Source organism: Salipiger thiooxidans (assembly GCF_900102075.1).
Classification (GTDB): domain Bacteria; phylum Pseudomonadota; class Alphaproteobacteria; order Rhodobacterales; family Rhodobacteraceae; genus Salipiger; species Salipiger thiooxidans.
Genome location: NZ_FNAV01000008.1, coordinates 27,246 through 42,489 on the forward strand (window position 1 = coordinate 27,246; position 15,244 = coordinate 42,489).

The following is a 15,244-nucleotide window of genomic DNA, read 5'->3' on the forward strand; positions in this document are numbered from 1 at the left end:
GCACGGCTCCCCCGGCAGATCTTCCGACCCCCGGCACGGGCGCAGGCCCCTGCCCGACCGGCGGCCGCCCCGCAGCTTCCTGACGACCGGAGCCCCTCCAGCATGCAGCCTGAAATCACCATCGAGAGCGTGGGCGACACCAAGCCCTGGGCCCGTGAGGGCGTACGCCTGACCGGCGCCGCGTGGTTCGCCACGCTGGTCCTGTCCAGCGCCGGCCTCGCGATCATCCTCAACCAGATCTTCAACCTTCAGGTCTTCGGGTTCCGGCCGATCAGCACGTCCTACTACTACATCATCGTCGGGCTCTTCATGCCGGTCGCGTTCATCACCTCTCCCGCCCGCGAGGCCGACACGGAGCGGGTACGCTGGTACGACTGGGTGCTGGCGGCGGCGGCCTTCGGTGTCTGCATGTATTTCGCCGCGCATACCGACGAGATCCTCAACCGCGGCTGGGAATTCCAGGCGCCGCTGCCCGTGGTGCTGCAGGCCGGCGCGCTGGTGCTGCTCTCGCTCGAGGCGGTGCGCCGCTGCGCCGGGCTGCCGCTCTTCATCATCTGCGCCATCTTCGCGGCCTTCCCGCTCTACACCGGCTACCTGCCGGGCTTCCTCTGGGGCGTGCAGATGACGCTGCCCGAAACCGTCCTGAGCCACTCGCTCGGTGTCGAGAGCATCATCGGCATCCCGATCCGGGTGATCGCCGACCTGCTCATCGGCTTCATCGTGTTCGGCGTGGCGCTCACCGTCTCGGGCGGCGGCACCTTCTTCATGGACCTCGCCTCGGCGCTGATGGGCCACGCCCGCGGCGGCCCGGCCAAGGTCGCGATCCTGTCCTCGGGCTTCTTCGGCTCGCTGTCGGGCAGCGTGATCTCGAACGTCATCTCCACCGGCTCGATGACCATCCCCACCATGAAGCGCTGCGGCTACCCGGCGGCCTATGCCGGCGCAGTGGAAAGCTGCGCCTCGACCGGGGGCGCGCTGATGCCGCCGGTGATGGGCTCGGTCGCCTTCGTCATGGCCTCGTTCATGAACGTGCCCTACGCCGAGATCATGGTCGCGGCCACCGTGCCCGCCCTGCTCTTCTACCTCGTGCTGCTGATCCAGACCGACTGCTACGCCGCCCGCAACGGGCTCAAGGGCCTGCCCCGCGACCAGCTTCCGAAGGTCTGGAAGGTGCTGCGCTCGGGCTGGGTCTACCTGATCAGCCTCGCGGTGCTGGTGGCGATGCTTCTGGCCACCAATGCCGAGGCCAAGGCGCCCTTCTACGTCACCGTGCTGCTGGTCCTCACCGCGCTCTTCCGGGCCCGCAAGGACAACATGCTCCGCCCCCTGCTCGACATGGTGATGGAGACCGGCGCCACCATCGGCATGCTGGTGGGCGTGCTCGCCGGGGTCGGCATGGTGGTCGGCGCGCTGGCGATTACCGGGGTCGGCAACGCCTTCAGCCGCGAGCTGCTGCAATACGCCGGCGGCAACCCCTACCTGCTGCTGGTCTTCGGCGCACTGACGAGCTTCATCCTCGGCATGGGGATGACGGTCTCGGCCTGCTACATCTTCCTTGCGGTGGTGCTTGCCCCCGCGCTGGTGCAGGGCGGATTCAGCCAGATGGCCAGCCACCTCTTCATCCTCTACTGGGCGATGCTCTCCTATATCACGCCGCCCGTGGCCATGGCCGCCGTCGCGGCCTCGTCGATCGCCAAGGCACCGGCCATGCGCACCGGGGTGACCGCGATGCGGCTCGGCGCCATCCTCTTCGTGCTGCCGTTCCTCTTCGTGCTGCAGCCGAGCCTGATCCTCGAGGGCGCACCCGGCGAGATCGTGCTCTCGGTCTCGACCGCGATCCTGTCGATCCTGATGCTGTCGGCGGCCTCCGAGCGCTACATCTACTTCGTCGGCCGCAGCGCCAGGGGCTGGGAGGCGCTGGTGCTGCTCGCGGGCGGGCTCTGCCTGCTGGTGCCGGGCCTCACGACCGACCTCGCAGGCCTTGCCGCCCTGGCGCTGGTGATGGGCACTGCCTTCCTCTCGAAATCCGACATGCGCCCCGCCGTGGCCACCGCGAAGGACAGCGAATGACCGACCACACGATCCCCCTGCCCGACGGCGGCACCCTCCACGCCCGCATCGAAGGACCGGACGGCGCGCCCTGGGTGGTGTTCTCGAACTCGGTGATGACCGACCTCACGGTCTGGGACGCGCAGGCCGCGGCGCTGTCCGGGGACTACCGGGTGTTGCGCTACGACCAGCGCGGCCACGGCCGGTCGAGCGTGTTCGAAGGCGCGATGGACTTCGACGGCTACGGCGCCGACCTGCTGGCGCTGCTCTTGGCCTGCGGCGTCCGCGACTGCGTCTTCGTCGGCCTGTCGATGGGCGCGCCCACCGGGCTTGCCGCCTTCGCGGCGCGACCGGATCTCTTCGCGGGCTTCGTCGTCGCCGATGGCGTGTCGAAAAGCGCCCCGGGCCGCGAGGCCTTCTGGACCGAGCGCCGCGACACCGCCCGCGCCGAGGGCATGGACCGCATCGCCCGTGAGACCGCCGCGCGCTGGATGCCCGGCGTCGCAGCGGAGGACCCGCGCGTCACGGCGCTGGTCGAGATGATCGCCGCCACCCCGGTCGAGGGCTTCGCCGCCGCGACCCACGCGCTGCAGAGCTACGACCACAGCGCCGCCCTCGCGGGCCTCACCGTGCCCTTCCTCGGCATCGCCGGCGAGAAGGACGGTGCCATGCCCGAGGCCATCCGCAAGCAGTTCGGCAGCCTGCCGCGCGCCAGCTTCGCCGAGATCCCCGGCGCCGGCCACGTGCCAAACTTCCAGACCCCCGACGCCTTCACGACCGCGCTGCGGACGTTCCTCGACGTCCACGCGCCCGCCAAGACCAAGGAGACCCGCTGATGTCCGGTCCACTCTCGCATGTCCGTGTCCTCGACCTGAGCCGCATCATGGCCGGGCCGTGGTGCGGCCAGATCCTCGCCGACCTTGGTGCCGACGTGATCAAGGTCGAGCGGCTCGGCGCCGGGGACGACACCCGCCGCTGGGGTCCGCCGTTCCTCAGGGATCGCGACGGCAACACCACCAAAGAGGCGGGCTACTACCTCTCGGTGAACCGCGGCAAGCGCTCGGTCGAGCTCGACCTCAAGAGCGAGGAAGGGCGCGCCGCGGTGCGCGCGCTCGCCGCCGAAAGCGACATCCTGCTCGAGAACTTCAAGACCGGCACGCTCGACCGCATGGGGCTGGGCTACGACGATCTCGCCAAGGTCAATCCGCGGCTGATCTACTGCTCGGTGACCGGCTTCGGGCTCACCGGGCCGCAGGCGGGCGATGCCGCCTATGACTTCATGATCCAGGGCATGGGCGGGCTGATGAGCGTCACCGGCGGCCCCGACGGCGAACCGGGCGGCGGTCCCCAGAAGGTGGGCGTGCCGATCATCGACATCATGACCGGCATGTACACCGCCATCGGCGCGCTGGCGGCGCTGGCCAACCGCGACCAGACCGGCAAGGGCGACCACATCGACCTCGCCATGCTCGACGTCTCGGTGGCGATGCTCGCCAACCAGGCGATGAACTACCTCGTCTCGGGCCAGAAGCCGGTGCGGCGCGGCAACCGCCACCCCAACATCCAGCCGCAGAACGTCTACCCGGTGGCCGACGGCTACATCGTGCTTGCGGTGGGCAACGACGGCCAGTTCCGGAAATTCTGCGAGGTCATCGGCCTGCCCGCGCTGGCCGACGATCCCGCCTACGCCACCAACGCCGCGCGGGTCGAGAACCTCGACGCGCTCGAGGCACTGCTGATCGAGGCGCTGGCGGCGCGCACCATCACCGAATGGTGTGAGGCCTTCGCCGCCGCGGGCGTGCCATCGGGGCCGATCAACACGGTGGACCGGGTGTTCGAGGAGCCGCAGGTGCAACACCGCCGCATGCTGCGCGACATCCCGCACCCGCTTTCGGGCACGGTCAAGCAGGTCGTCAGCCCGCTCAACTTCCGCAACGCGCCGCTCTCCTTCGACAAGGCGCCGCCGTTGCTGGGACAACACACGCAAGAGGTGCTCGAGGCACTCGGACTGGGAGAGATGCAGGCATGAAGAACGGAGTCGACACCAAAGCGGCGCCGGGGCGGATCAGTTTCCCCGCGCCCGAAACGATGAACACGGCGCAGCGCGAGGTCTACGAGCAGATCGTCTCGGGGCCGCGGCGCACGCTGGTCGGCCCGCTGCGCGCGGCGCTGCACAACCCGACTCTGGCGGACCGCTGGCAGCGGCTCGGGCAGGTGCTGCGCTTCGAGACCTCGCTGCCGACGCGGCTCTCGGAGCTGGCGATCCTCGTCACCGCACGGCGCTGGAACAGCCAGCTGGAATGGGCGATCCACGCGGGCGACGCCGACCGCGCCGGGCTTGACCCGGCGGTGGCCGAGGCGATCCGGGTCTGCGAGCCGCCGGACTTCGGCGACGACGCCGAGGGCCGCGAGATCTACGAGTTCGCGCGTCAGATCGTGCAGACCGGCGACGTCGATCCCGACAGCTATGCCGCCATCGTCGCCCGCTGGGGCGAGGTCGGCGCGGTCGAGCTGACCGCCGTGATCGGCTACTACACGCTGGTGGCGATGACCCTGAACGTGCACCGTATCCCGCTGCCCGAGGGCGTTTCGTGCTCGCTCCCCGGCGAGCACGGCGTGCTGGCCGAGATGCCCGGAGCGGTGGCGGCCAATGCCTGACAGCCGCCTCGAAGGATCCGCCACGACGATGTTCTACGACCCCCGCACCGAACACCACGGCCTGCCCCACAACCCGTGGATGGCGCTGATTGTACCCCGGCCCATCGGCTGGATCTCGACCGTCTCGGCCGAGGGCACGCCGAACCTCGCGCCCTACAGCGCCTTCAACACCGTGGCCGCGAACCCGCCGCACGTGATGTTCTCGAGCGACAGCGCCAAGGACAGCATCACCAACGCCGAGACGACGGGCCATTTCTGCGTCAACATCGCCACGTGGGAGCTGCGCGAGGCGATGAACCTCAGCTCGGCGCCCTACGCCCCCGATGTCGACGAGTTCGCCGCCGTGGGCCTGACCGCCGAGCCCTGCCGCAACATCCCAGGCGTGCGCGTGGCCGAAGCGCCGGTGTCGATCGAATGCCGGGTGGCGCAGATCGTGGGGCTTGCGCCCGCGACCGGGGCCACCTGCACCAACCGCATCGTCTTCGGCGAGGTCATGGGCATCCACATCGACCAGCGGGTGCTGCGGGACGGCAAGGTCGACCTCGCGCTACTGCAGCCGCTCGCGCGGCTGGGATACCGCGACTACACCGTGGTGCGCGAGTCCTTCGAGATGCTGCGCCCCGTGCTCGACCAGAACTGACAGACGACACGACAGGCAGGAGACCCGCCGATGAGCAGCTTTGAGACCCTCACCCTCGACGTCGCCGATTTCGTCGCGACCGTCACCATCGACCGCGCCCCGGTGAATGCCCAGAACAACCGCTTCCGCGAGGAGCTGACCGAGGTGATCGACGCGCTCGGCGACCGGACCGACGTGCGTGTCATCGTGCTGACCGGCGCCGGCAAGGCGTTCTCGGCCGGGGCCGACCTCTCCGAGCGCCCGACCCAGGACCCGGGACACTACACCGCCCACAACCGCCGCGTCCGGGCGAGCTTCGACTGCCTGCTCGAATGCCCGAAGCCGATCATCGCGGCGGTCAACGGCGCCGCCATCGGCGCGGGCTGCGTCACGGCGCTTTGCTGTGACATCCTCGTGCTGTCGGAAAAGGGCTTCCTGCAGATGACCGAGGTGATGGTCGGGCTTGCCGGCGGCGTCGCGCATGTGCGCCGCCACTTCGGCGAGAGCGACGCGCGGATGATGATCTACACCGCCCGCCGGGTCTATGGCCCGGACCTGCTGCGCATGAACGTGGCCAGCGCCTGCGTCGCCCCCGAAGAGCTGCTCGCCACCGCGCGGGGGATCGCGGCGGACATCGCCAGGGCCAGCCCCTCGGCGGTGCGCGCGGCGAAGAGGTCGTTCCAGATGACCGAGGGCGTGTCGGTCTACGAGGGCTACCGGTTCGAGCAGGGCCAGACCAAGGCGCTGTCGACCTCCGAGGACACCGCCGAGGCCATGGCCGCCTTCCGCGAGAAGCGCGCGCCGGTGTTCCGCAGCTGAGCCTTCACCGCCGTCCGGGGCGGCGGGCGGCGGGTGGGGCGCCCGTAACAGGGTTCAGCGCAGCTTGACCTCGATCTTCATCATGTCGCCGCGGTAGATGCCGTTGGCGAGCATGATGATGTCGCCATTCTGGTTCGCCACCACCCGCTGCACCCGCGCGATCGGGTCGCCGATCGAGATGTTGAGCTGCGAGGCGGTCTCGAGATCGGCCGAGCCGATGGTCACGATCTGGTTGGCGTTGGCCACGGTCTGGCCGGGAATGTCCGCCACCAGCCGCATCGCGGTGACCCTGGTGTAGTTCTCTTCGGGGATGTGCTCGCAGATCCGCTCGTCGACGTAGACATCGGCCAGCAGGAAGGCCTGCCCGTCGCGGCTGTGCTTGCGGCGCAGGTGCCGGTAGGACGGCGCGGGGTTGCCGAGCTCGCCCTCGTGGCGGGGCAGCAGGACTCCGGTCTCGTCGCCGAGGATCTCGATGGTGGCATTGTCCCGCGCGATCAGCAGGCCGGTCCAGTCGGTCTTGACCTCGCACCACAGATCCCGCTTCGGGCGCTCGATCACGAAGGTGCCCTTGGCCCGGAAACGCTCGATCAGCCCTTCCTTCTCGAGGATATCGAGCGACTGGCGGATGGTCATGGTGGCCACGCCGCACTGGTCGGCCAGCTCCTTCACGGTGGGGATCTTGCTGCCCACGTCCCACTCGCCGCTCTCGATGCGCTGGCGGAACAGGCTCGCAAGCTGGATGTAGCGCGACACGTTGCTCTTCTGCAGAGCCTTGACTGTCGCGTTGTCGGGTCTCGTCGCGGCCATGATGTGTCCTCGCTGGATTGCTCCCTCAAGGATAAGGCCGGCGCGGGCACCCTTCAATCATAAAAGCTAGGTTTTAGACCAATGATATCGCGGCGGGTCGGGGCCCCTGCCCTCCCCGCCGCGCAGCCCTCAGAACCAGAGCTGGCCCGCGGTGACATCGCCGGCGCCGCCCTCGTCATCCATCACCATGGTCGCGGCGACCGAGGGCCGCGTGGCCTGCGCGGCCTCCCACGCGGCGAGCTGCGGCGCCCGCGCCCGCCAGCCGCAGTCGGGCCAGCGGAAATCGAGCTGCCCGAGCGCGCAGAGCACCGCCACGTGGCCAAGGCCGAAGGGCGTCTCCGCCAGCGCAGCGGCCTCGGCTTCCAGCAGGTCGAGCGAGGCGCGGACCTTGCTGCGCCAGCCGTCGGTGACCGCCTCCCAGGCGCCCGCCGGGCGGGTGAGTTCGGTGCGCCAGACCAGCAGGATGTCGGTGAGCCCGTCCCCCAGCGCCTGCCAGCGCAGCTGCGCCATGCGCGGCCCCGGCTCGGACGGCAGCAGACCGGTGCCTGCGCGCAGATCGAGGTATTCGCAGATCACCCGGCTGTCGAAAAGCGCCAGCCCCTCCCCGGTGACCAGCGTCGGGATCTTGCCGAGCGGATTGTCGGCCATCACCGCCGGGTGCGGCGTCATGTGCACCGCCACCACCGAGCGCACGCAATCCACCTGCCCGAGCAGGCCGGTCTCGTGCAGGACGATCATCACCTTGCGCACGAAGGGCGAGCGCGGCGACCAGTGCAGCTTCATCCTTGCATCCCCCATCGGTCAGCCCTCCCGTCCGGTGTCGAGCCCGGCCAGCACCTCGGCCACCGGCCCGGCGCGGAACCCGTGGCCTACCGCCGCGGCCAGCGCCTTCAGGTCCGCCTCGAGCTCGGCGCGGCCCTCGGTCGCCGCCCAGTAGAGCGGCCCGCCGCGCCAGCGCGGGAAGCCGTAGCCATTGGCCAGCGCCACGTCCACGTCCGAGGCCCGCTGCGCGATGCCCTCGTCGAGCAGGCAGGCCGCCTCGTTGACGATGGCCGCGAGCAGCTGGCGCTGGATGGTCCCGGCGTCGAAGCTTTGCGGGCTCACCCCGGCCTCGGCCCGGGCGGCGTCGATCAATGCCGCGACCTCGGGATCGGGCTCGGCGGCGCCGGAGCCGGAGCCGTAGGCATACCAGCCCTTGCCGGTCTTGCGTCCGAGCCGCCCGGCCTCGCAGAGCCGGTCGGGGATGGTGACGTAGCGCGCCTGCGGATCGCGGCTCGCCGCCTGCCGCTTGCGCATCGCCCAGGCGATGTCGAGCCCGGACATGTCCGACACCGCGAAGGGCCCCATGGCAAAGCCGAAGCCCGTGGCGGCCGCATCCACCTCTTCCGGCGCAGCCCCGTCGAGCACCAGAAGCTCGGCCCGGCGCCGATAGGCGGCGTAGATCCGGTTGCCGACGAAGCCCTCGCCCACGCGCGCCACCACCGGCTGCTTGCCGAGCCTGCCCGCAAGCTTGAGCCCGCTCGCCAGCACCGCGTCCGACGTGCGCGCCGCGCGCACCACCTCGAGCAGCTTCATCACATCGGCGGGGCTGAAGAAATGAAGGCCCAGCACGCGCTCGGGATGGGAGAGCCCCTGCACCATCTCGTCGATGTCGAGATAGGAGGTGTTGGTGGCGATGATCGCCTCTGCGGGCAGCGCCGCCTCGAGCCGGGCGAGCACGTCCTGCTTGACCGACATCTCCTCGAAGACCGCCTCGATCACCAGATCGCAGCCCGAAAGCGCGCCGTAGTCGACCGCACCCGAGAGCGCGGCGCGGCGCTGTTCGGCGCCGGAGGCCGACAGCCGGCCCCTGGCGACCTGCGCCCCGAGGCTGGCGTCGATGCCAGAGAGCGCCGTTGCCAGCGCCGCCTCGTCGCGTTCGATCAGCACCACCGACAGACCCGCCGCGAGCAGCGCGCGGACGATGCCCTGCCCCATGGTGCCACCGCCGATCACGCCCGCGGCCGAAACCCGGAGCGCCGCTGTCATGTCGAGCCCGTCGACCGAGCCCGCCGTGCGCTCGGCGAAGAAGAGGTAGCGCAGCGCGAAGGCGTCGTCGCTCAGCCGCAGGCGCTGGAACACCGCGCGCTCGTCGGCGAGCATGGTCCCGGCGTCTCCGTCCGAGGCCCGCACCAGCCGGATCGCCTCGGCGATGTTGGGCCGGCCCTTGCCACGCTTCAGCGCGGTGCGGGCGGCGGCGTCGATCGCGGCCTCGTCCTCGGGCGGCGGCGGCAGGGTGCGGGCGAGCCGCTTGGGCCGCGGCCCCTCGCGCAGGAAGGCCAGCGCGGCGGCCAGCAGGTCGCCTTCGGCCAGCCCGTCCACCAGCCCGAGCGTCAGCGCCTCGGTGGCGGGGATGCGGGCGGCGCGGCAGATCAGGTCGATGGCGCTTGCACGGCCGGTGAGGCGCGGCATCCGCTGGGTGCCCCCGGCGCCCGGGATGAAGCCCAGCGAGACCTCGGGCAGGCCCAGCCGGGCGTCAGGCGCGGCGATGCGGTAGTCGCAGCCCAGCGACAGCTCGAGCCCCCCGCCAAGCGCCACCCCGTGCAGCGCCGCGACCACCGGGAAGGGCGCGTCCTCGATGGCGGCTATGACGTCGGGCAGCTCGGGCCACGCCAGGGGCTTGCCGAACTCGCGCAGGTCCGAGCCCGCGACGAAGCAGCGCCCGGCGCCCATCAGCACGGCGCCCGCGGCCCCCGCCTCGCAGGCGGCAGCGATGCCGTCGGTGATGCCGCGGCGCACTGCGTGCGAGCCCGCATTGACCGGCGGGTTGTCGATGGTCAGCACCGCGATATCGCCCTGCATGGCGAAGCCGACCGTGCCCGGGGACGCCTCGGGCGTGTCCTGTGTCACATGGGTGTTCATGGCTGGCGACCTTTCGTCAGTCTTGGTTTCGTTCGGGCCCGGAGCCGTCGCGCAGGGCATGGATCCAGGGCAGCATCAGCGCCGCCACCTCGGCGGGCTTCTCGTCGGGAAGCGCGTGGCTCGCCCCGTCGACGGTGGCAAGCGTCACGCGGGGCGCGAATTCGCGCAGGTAGAAATCGCGGGCCCCGGCGGGCCGGAACGGGTCCTGAAGCCCCACCACGTCGAGCACCGGCGCCCGGCCCGAGGTCCACCAGCTGTCGCGCTCGGTGCGGGTGCGGGCGGCCCGCTGCGCCCCCACGAGCGCGCCGTTCCAGCCCTGCAGCCAGGGGCGCGGGTCGTGGCCCTCGGCGAAGAAGCCGAGCCGCAGCGCGGCAAGACGCTCGTCCTCGGGGGCGTCGGGGTCCATGGCGACCTCGATGGCGCGCGACAGCTGCGCCGGCCACTTGCCGCCGCCCGCCGCCAGAAGCACCAGCCCGTCGATCAGCTCGGGGCGGTCCTGGGCCACGGTGCGGGCGATCCAGCAGCCATAGGCGTGGCCCACGACGACGGCGCCGCCCGCGCCTTTCTCGGCGGCAAGCGCCGCGGCGGCGTCCCCGGCAAGGTCGTGGAAGTCGATGTCCTCGAGCGGGCCGGTGCTGTCGCCCATGCCGCGCGGCCAGGGCAGCACCACGCGCAGCCCGCCCGTCGCCAGCGCCTCGGCGAGGTGCCGGAAATCGTCGGGCCCGCGCCCGGTCGAGGCGATCAGGCAGAGCGTGGGCGCGGCCTCGCCCGAGGGCCCCAGCACCCGGTAGGCGATGCTGGCAGCACCGTTCTGCACCGTGCGGATCGTCTCTGTCATCGTGGTGGTCATCTCCGTCTCCTCACCGGCGGGTCGTCGCCCGCCCGGTCACTTCAGTTTCACCCGCAGCCGCGCCGCGTCGCCCCGGTAGATGCCGTCGGTCACGAGGAACCGCAGCCCGTCGCTGTCCACCGCCACCCGCACCACCCGCGCCATCGGCTCGCCGAGCCGCACCGACAGCTCCTGCGAGACCGTCAGATCGGCACCGATGACGGTGAGCTCCTGCTGGGCGTCTGCAACCTGCCGCCCCGGCAGTTCCGAGGCGATGCGCATGGCGGTCATCTGCGCCAGCGCGTCCGGCGGCAGCGCCGCGTAGGCGCGCTCGTCGATGTAGAGATCCGAGACCATGAAGGCCTCGCCGTCGCGCCAGTTGCGGCGCCGGATGCGGCGGTACGACTGCGCGGCCCGGCCCGGCCAGTCGCCGCTCTCGATGCGGCGGCGGAAGAGCCCGGCGAGCTGCAGGTAGCGCGACACTGCACTCTTGCGCAGTGCCGCGGCGGTGGCGGTCGGGCTGGCGGGGCTGGCGATGCTCATGTCATCACGCGCAGCGGCGCACCGCCGAGCCAGCCGCCGATATCCTCGACCGCGTCGCGGTAGTAGACGCGGTAGTTCTCTTCGGTGACATAGCCCATGTGCGGCGTCGCCTGCACGTTGTCCAGGCGTCGGAAGGGATGGTCCAATGGCAGCGGCTCGGTATCGAAGACATCGAGCACGGCGCCCCCGATGCGCCCCGCCTCGAGCAGCGAGATCAGCGCCGCCTCGTCGGCGAGCGGCCCGCGCGCGGTGTTCACGAACAGCGCGTCGGGCTTCATCCGCCCCAGCAGCTCGGCCGAGATGATGCCCCGGCTGCCGGGCACCAGTGCCAGCTGCACCGTGATCACGTCGCTGGTGGCAAAGAGCTCGGGCAGGTCGAGCGGCAGGACGTCGAGCTCGGCGGCGCGGTTGTCGAGGTCGGTGCGGGTCCAGCCCGCGACCTCCATCCCGAAGGCCTGCCCGAAGCGCGCCATGCGGCGGCCGAGCTTGCCGAGCCCCACGACGCCGAGCCGCCGGCCCTGAAGCGAGCGCCCGAGGCCGTTCTGCCAGGGTCCCCCGGCGCGGAAATTGGCGACCTCCTGCGGCAGGCGCCGCATGAACGCGAGGATCCCGGCCCAGGCCAGCTCTGCCGCCGGGTTGCCGGCCGAGCCGGTACCGCAGACGGTGATGCCGAGCGCCCGCGCGGCCTCGAGGTCGATGCTGCGGTTGCGGGCGCCGGTGGTGATCAGCAGCCGCAGGTTCGGCAGGCGCTTCAGCAGGCTTTCGGGAAAGGGCGTGCGCTCGCGCATTGCGACGATCACCGTGCAATCGGCAAGCGCCGCGGCCACCGCATCCTCATCTCCGAGGTGCTCGGCATAACGGCGCAGGGTCACGCGGCCGTCGAGGCCGCTCCAGTCTGCGCAGGCGAAGGCCGCGTCCTGGTAATCGTCGAGAATGGCGCAGATGGGCAGGTCGGTCATGTCCGGAGCAATCCTTTGATCAGTGAACGGAAGACGGCAGAGCACCCCGACGCGGGGCGCTCCGCTCTCTGATCTTATTGCGAGAGACCCTGCGATTCCGCGAGTGCCTTCCACATGTCGAGCTCGGAATCGACCTGCTCCGCAAAGCCCTCGGGCGTGGTGGCGTTCAGCGTCCAGTCGAGCGGCGTGACCTTGGCGATGAACTCCTCGTTCCTGAGCGCCGCGTTGACGTCGGCGTTGAGCTTCTCGACGATCGCCGGATCGGTGCCCGCGGGCACGAACATGCCGACCCACTGCTTGATCTCGAGATCCGGGTAGCCCAGCTCGGCGGTCGAGGGCACGTCGGGCTGCGCGTCGATGCGCGCGCTGCCGAGCACGGCCAGCGCCTTGATCTTGCCGCTGGTGAGGTTCTCGCCCGCCGAGCTGACCGACGAGCCGTAGATGTCGGTCTCGCCCGAGAGGATCGAGACCACGGCGGGGCCGCCGCCCTTGAAATGCACCACGTCGACGTCGGCGCCGCTGTCGGCGATGAACTTCTCGATGGCGAAATGCGTGGTGGTCCCGAGGCCCGCGGTGGCGGCGAACTTGGGGCTCTCCTTGCTGGCGGCCACAAACTCGTCGAGCGTGTCGAAGTCCGAAGTCGCGTTGGTCACGAGGATGTAGGAGACGTGGCCGACGTTGGCGACCGGGATCAGGTCCTCGCGCGGGTCGAAGGGCAGGTCGGGCTGGATCGCGGGCGCCGTGACATAGGCCGAGGTGGTGACCAGCAGCGTCTGCCCGTCGGGCCTGGCCTGCGCCACCTGCGCGGTGCCCACCATCGAGCCGCCGCCCGGGCGGTTGTCTATCAGCACCGGCTGGCCCCAGGCCTTTTCGAGATAGGGCGCGAGATGGCGCATGAACACGTCGGTATTGCCTGACGGCGAATAGGGCACCACGACGGTGACGGGCCCGGCGGGGTAGTCGGCCGCAAAGAGCGGCTGGGCCAGTCCCAGCGCCATGGCGGCAGCGGTCAGCAGGGTCTTCATCTGTTTCCTCCTCGGTTGGGGTTGGGTCAGCCCTCGCGGGCCTCGTGGGTCGTGGCGCCGTCTCCCGCGGCGCGCGCGGCCCGTCGTCTGCGGATGATCTCGGCGCTCCAGACGCTCCAGATCAGGATCATCCCCGTCAGCGCCATGATCACCGCGCTGATGGGGCGTTCGAAGAAGGTCAGGAATTCCCCCCGCGACAGCACCATGGCGCGGCGGAAATGCTCTTCCATGAGCGGGCCCAGCACGAAGCCCAGCAGCAGCGGCGCACCGGGGAAGCCGAAGATCCGCATCGCGTATCCCAGCGCCCCGAAGACCAGCACCATCCAGACGTTCAGCACCGTGAAGCCCGAGGTGTAGGCGCCGATGCAGATGAACATGAGCACCGCCGGATAGAGGATGTGGTAGGGGATGGTCAGCATCCGCACCCAGACCCCGATCAGCGGGATGTTGAGCAGCAGCAGGATCAGGTTGCCGACCCAGAAGCTCATGATCAGGCCCCAGAAGAGCTCGGGCTGGGACGAAATCAGGTTCGGCCCCGGGGCCACGCCGTGGATCATCAGCACCCCCAGCATCAGCGCCATGGTGGCACTGCCGGGCACGCCCAGCGACAGGGTGGGGATGAAGGCGGTCTGGTCGGCGGCGTTGTTGGCGGATTCCGGCCCCATGATGCCCTCGATGGCGCCGTTACCGAAGCGCTCGGGCGTGCGCGAGACACGCTTCTCGATGGCATAGGACAGGAAGGCGGCGATCGACGGACCGGTGCCCGGCAGGGTGCCGAAGAACGACCCGATGGAGGCGCCGCGCAGCATCGGGAACCACGACCGGCGCATCTCGTCCCGCGACGGCTTGATGGCCTTGAGCCTGAGCGTCTCGGGGTCGATGTCGGCGGTGCGCACCCGGCGCACCGACATGATGATCTCCGCCACCCCGAAGACCCCCATGGCCAGCGCGATCAGGCTCACGCCCTCGAGCAGGCCCATGACGCCGAAGCTGAAGCGCACCGTGGCGCTCTGGCTGTCCATGCCCACGAGGCCGATGATGATGCCCAGCACCACCATCGACAGCCCCTTGACCGCCGAGCCCTCCGAGATCGTCGAGGCCGCGACCAGCCCCATCAGCATCAGCGCGAAATACTCCGCCGAGCCGAAGCGCAGCGCGTAGTCGGCGATCACCGGGGTGAAGAGCGTCAGCAGCACGATGCCGAAGGAGGCGCCGAAGAACGAGGCCACCGTGGTCATGAAGAGCGCCACGCCGCCCCGGCCCTGCCGTGCCATCGGGTAGCCGTCGAGGCAGGTCACCGCGTTGGCGGGCGTGCCGGGCAGGTTCAGGAGGATCGACGCGGTGGAACCGCCGTAGGTCGTGCCATACCAGATCCCCGCCAGCATGATGAGCGCGGTGGTGGGCTCGAGATGGAAGGTCAGCGGGAACAGCATCGAGATCGCCGCCAGCACGCCGAGCCCGGGGATCACCCCCACCAGCGTGCCGAGGAAGGCGCCGAGAAAGCAGTAGAAGATGTTGGTGAGGCTGAGCGCGACGCTGAAGCCGAGACCGATGTTGGCAAGGAACTCCATCAGAACGGCCACCGCACCAGCGAGATCGGCAGCCCGAGCCCGACGACGAAGACCAGCGGCGCCATCAGGCACAGCGCCAGCGTCAGCAGCGCGAGGCTGACCGGCTGCACCCGCAGCTCGGCCAGCGACGAGATCACCGTGATCGCAAGGATCGCCGGCACCAACCCGAAGGGCACGATGACCAGCGCAAAGGCGGCGATGCCGCCCAGCACGAAGAGCGGCGAGAAGATGCGGATGTCCGGGCGGCTGCCGGGACGGCGCAGCGCCTGCAGCGACAGCAGCACCCCGAGCCCGGCCAGCAGCACCCCGAGGATGGCGGGGAACATCCCCGGCCCCATCCTCTGCAGCGTGCCAAGCGGATACTGGCTGATCGAGACGTAGCTGACCGCGGCGCCCGTGAGCACCAGACCAAGCCCTCCGACCAGATCGGTGTAATCGATCCTTGTCATTGCGATTCCCCTCCC

15 protein-coding genes are annotated in these 15,244 nt (G+C 70.4%); 6 read left to right on the top strand and 9 right to left on the bottom strand.

Features of this window, described 5'->3' with window-relative positions; genetic code table 11:
- Positions 1 to 102: 102 nt before the first annotated feature.
- The 6 genes from BLQ77_RS13025 to BLQ77_RS13050 are packed head-to-tail and all read left to right on the top strand — an operon-like array spanning position 103 to position 6,145.
- Entirely contained in the window at positions 103 to 2,070 is a 1,968-nt protein-coding gene (locus BLQ77_RS13025; RefSeq protein WP_242661715.1) for a TRAP transporter permease, read from the top strand.
- Positions 2,067 to 2,885 (top strand): alpha/beta fold hydrolase, encoded by an 819-nt coding sequence (locus BLQ77_RS13030; RefSeq protein ID WP_089959781.1) that lies wholly within the window; start codon positions 2,067 to 2,069, stop codon positions 2,883 to 2,885. Before BLQ77_RS13025 ends, BLQ77_RS13030 begins: the two co-directional genes overlap by 4 nt.
- Positions 2,885 to 4,078, top strand: coding sequence for a CaiB/BaiF CoA transferase family protein (locus BLQ77_RS13035; protein WP_089959783.1), 1,194 nt, complete (start codon positions 2,885 to 2,887; stop codon positions 4,076 to 4,078). The genes BLQ77_RS13030 and BLQ77_RS13035 overlap by 1 nt, the downstream gene beginning before the upstream one ends.
- Complete coding sequence (locus tag BLQ77_RS13040) at positions 4,075 to 4,707, top strand: carboxymuconolactone decarboxylase family protein (protein WP_089959784.1); 633 nt, start codon at positions 4,075 to 4,077, stop codon at positions 4,705 to 4,707. The genes BLQ77_RS13035 and BLQ77_RS13040 overlap by 4 nt, the downstream gene beginning before the upstream one ends.
- A 28-nt stretch (positions 4,708 to 4,735) precedes the next feature.
- A complete protein-coding gene (locus tag BLQ77_RS13045) occupies positions 4,736 to 5,347 on the top strand; it encodes a flavin reductase family protein (RefSeq protein ID WP_008887768.1) in 612 nt (203 codons plus the stop codon).
- Positions 5,348 to 5,377: 30 nt separating this feature from the next.
- The gene (locus BLQ77_RS13050; protein ID WP_089959787.1) at positions 5,378 to 6,145 is read left to right on the top strand and encodes an enoyl-CoA hydratase/isomerase family protein; all 768 of its coding nucleotides are present in this window, start codon (positions 5,378 to 5,380) and stop codon (positions 6,143 to 6,145) included.
- A gap of 54 nt (positions 6,146 to 6,199) precedes the next feature.
- On the opposite strand, the gene BLQ77_RS13055 is transcribed toward BLQ77_RS13050, so the two are convergent.
- From BLQ77_RS13055 to BLQ77_RS13095, 9 genes are all read right to left on the bottom strand, one after another.
- A complete protein-coding gene (locus tag BLQ77_RS13055) occupies positions 6,200 to 6,952 on the bottom strand; it encodes a GntR family transcriptional regulator (protein ID WP_008887769.1) in 753 nt (250 codons plus the stop codon).
- Between the two features lie 129 nt (positions 6,953 to 7,081).
- On the bottom strand, positions 7,082 to 7,750 hold the full coding sequence (locus BLQ77_RS13060; protein ID WP_242661716.1) for a glutathione S-transferase: 669 nt from the start codon (positions 7,748 to 7,750) through the stop codon (positions 7,082 to 7,084).
- A 3-nt stretch (positions 7,751 to 7,753) separates the two neighbouring features.
- A complete protein-coding gene (locus tag BLQ77_RS13065; RefSeq protein ID WP_089959795.1) occupies positions 7,754 to 9,853 on the bottom strand; it encodes a 3-hydroxyacyl-CoA dehydrogenase NAD-binding domain-containing protein in 2,100 nt (699 codons plus the stop codon).
- Between the two features lie 16 nt (positions 9,854 to 9,869).
- Positions 9,870 to 10,703, bottom strand: coding sequence for an alpha/beta fold hydrolase (locus BLQ77_RS13070; RefSeq protein ID WP_089959798.1), 834 nt, complete (start codon positions 10,701 to 10,703; stop codon positions 9,870 to 9,872).
- A gap of 36 nt (positions 10,704 to 10,739) precedes the next feature.
- Positions 10,740 to 11,225, bottom strand: a complete 486-nt coding sequence (locus tag BLQ77_RS13075; RefSeq protein WP_089959800.1) for a UTRA domain-containing protein — start codon at positions 11,223 to 11,225, stop codon at positions 10,740 to 10,742.
- Positions 11,222 to 12,184, bottom strand: a complete 963-nt coding sequence (locus BLQ77_RS13080; RefSeq protein WP_089959803.1) for a D-2-hydroxyacid dehydrogenase family protein — start codon at positions 12,182 to 12,184, stop codon at positions 11,222 to 11,224. The genes BLQ77_RS13075 and BLQ77_RS13080 overlap by 4 nt, the downstream gene beginning before the upstream one ends.
- Before the next feature lie 74 nt (positions 12,185 to 12,258).
- The gene (locus tag BLQ77_RS13085; RefSeq protein WP_089959805.1) at positions 12,259 to 13,209 is read right to left on the bottom strand and encodes a Bug family tripartite tricarboxylate transporter substrate binding protein; all 951 of its coding nucleotides are present in this window, start codon (positions 13,207 to 13,209) and stop codon (positions 12,259 to 12,261) included.
- Between the two features lie 26 nt (positions 13,210 to 13,235).
- Positions 13,236 to 14,780, bottom strand: a complete 1,545-nt coding sequence (locus BLQ77_RS13090) for a tripartite tricarboxylate transporter permease (protein WP_089959809.1) — start codon at positions 14,778 to 14,780, stop codon at positions 13,236 to 13,238.
- Positions 14,780 to 15,229 carry a tripartite tricarboxylate transporter TctB family protein gene (locus BLQ77_RS13095; RefSeq protein ID WP_089959811.1) on the bottom strand — a complete coding sequence of 150 codons (450 nt, stop codon included), beginning with the start codon at positions 15,227 to 15,229 and terminating at the stop codon, positions 14,780 to 14,782. The genes BLQ77_RS13090 and BLQ77_RS13095 overlap by 1 nt, the downstream gene beginning before the upstream one ends.
- Positions 15,230 to 15,244 lie beyond the last annotated feature (15 nt).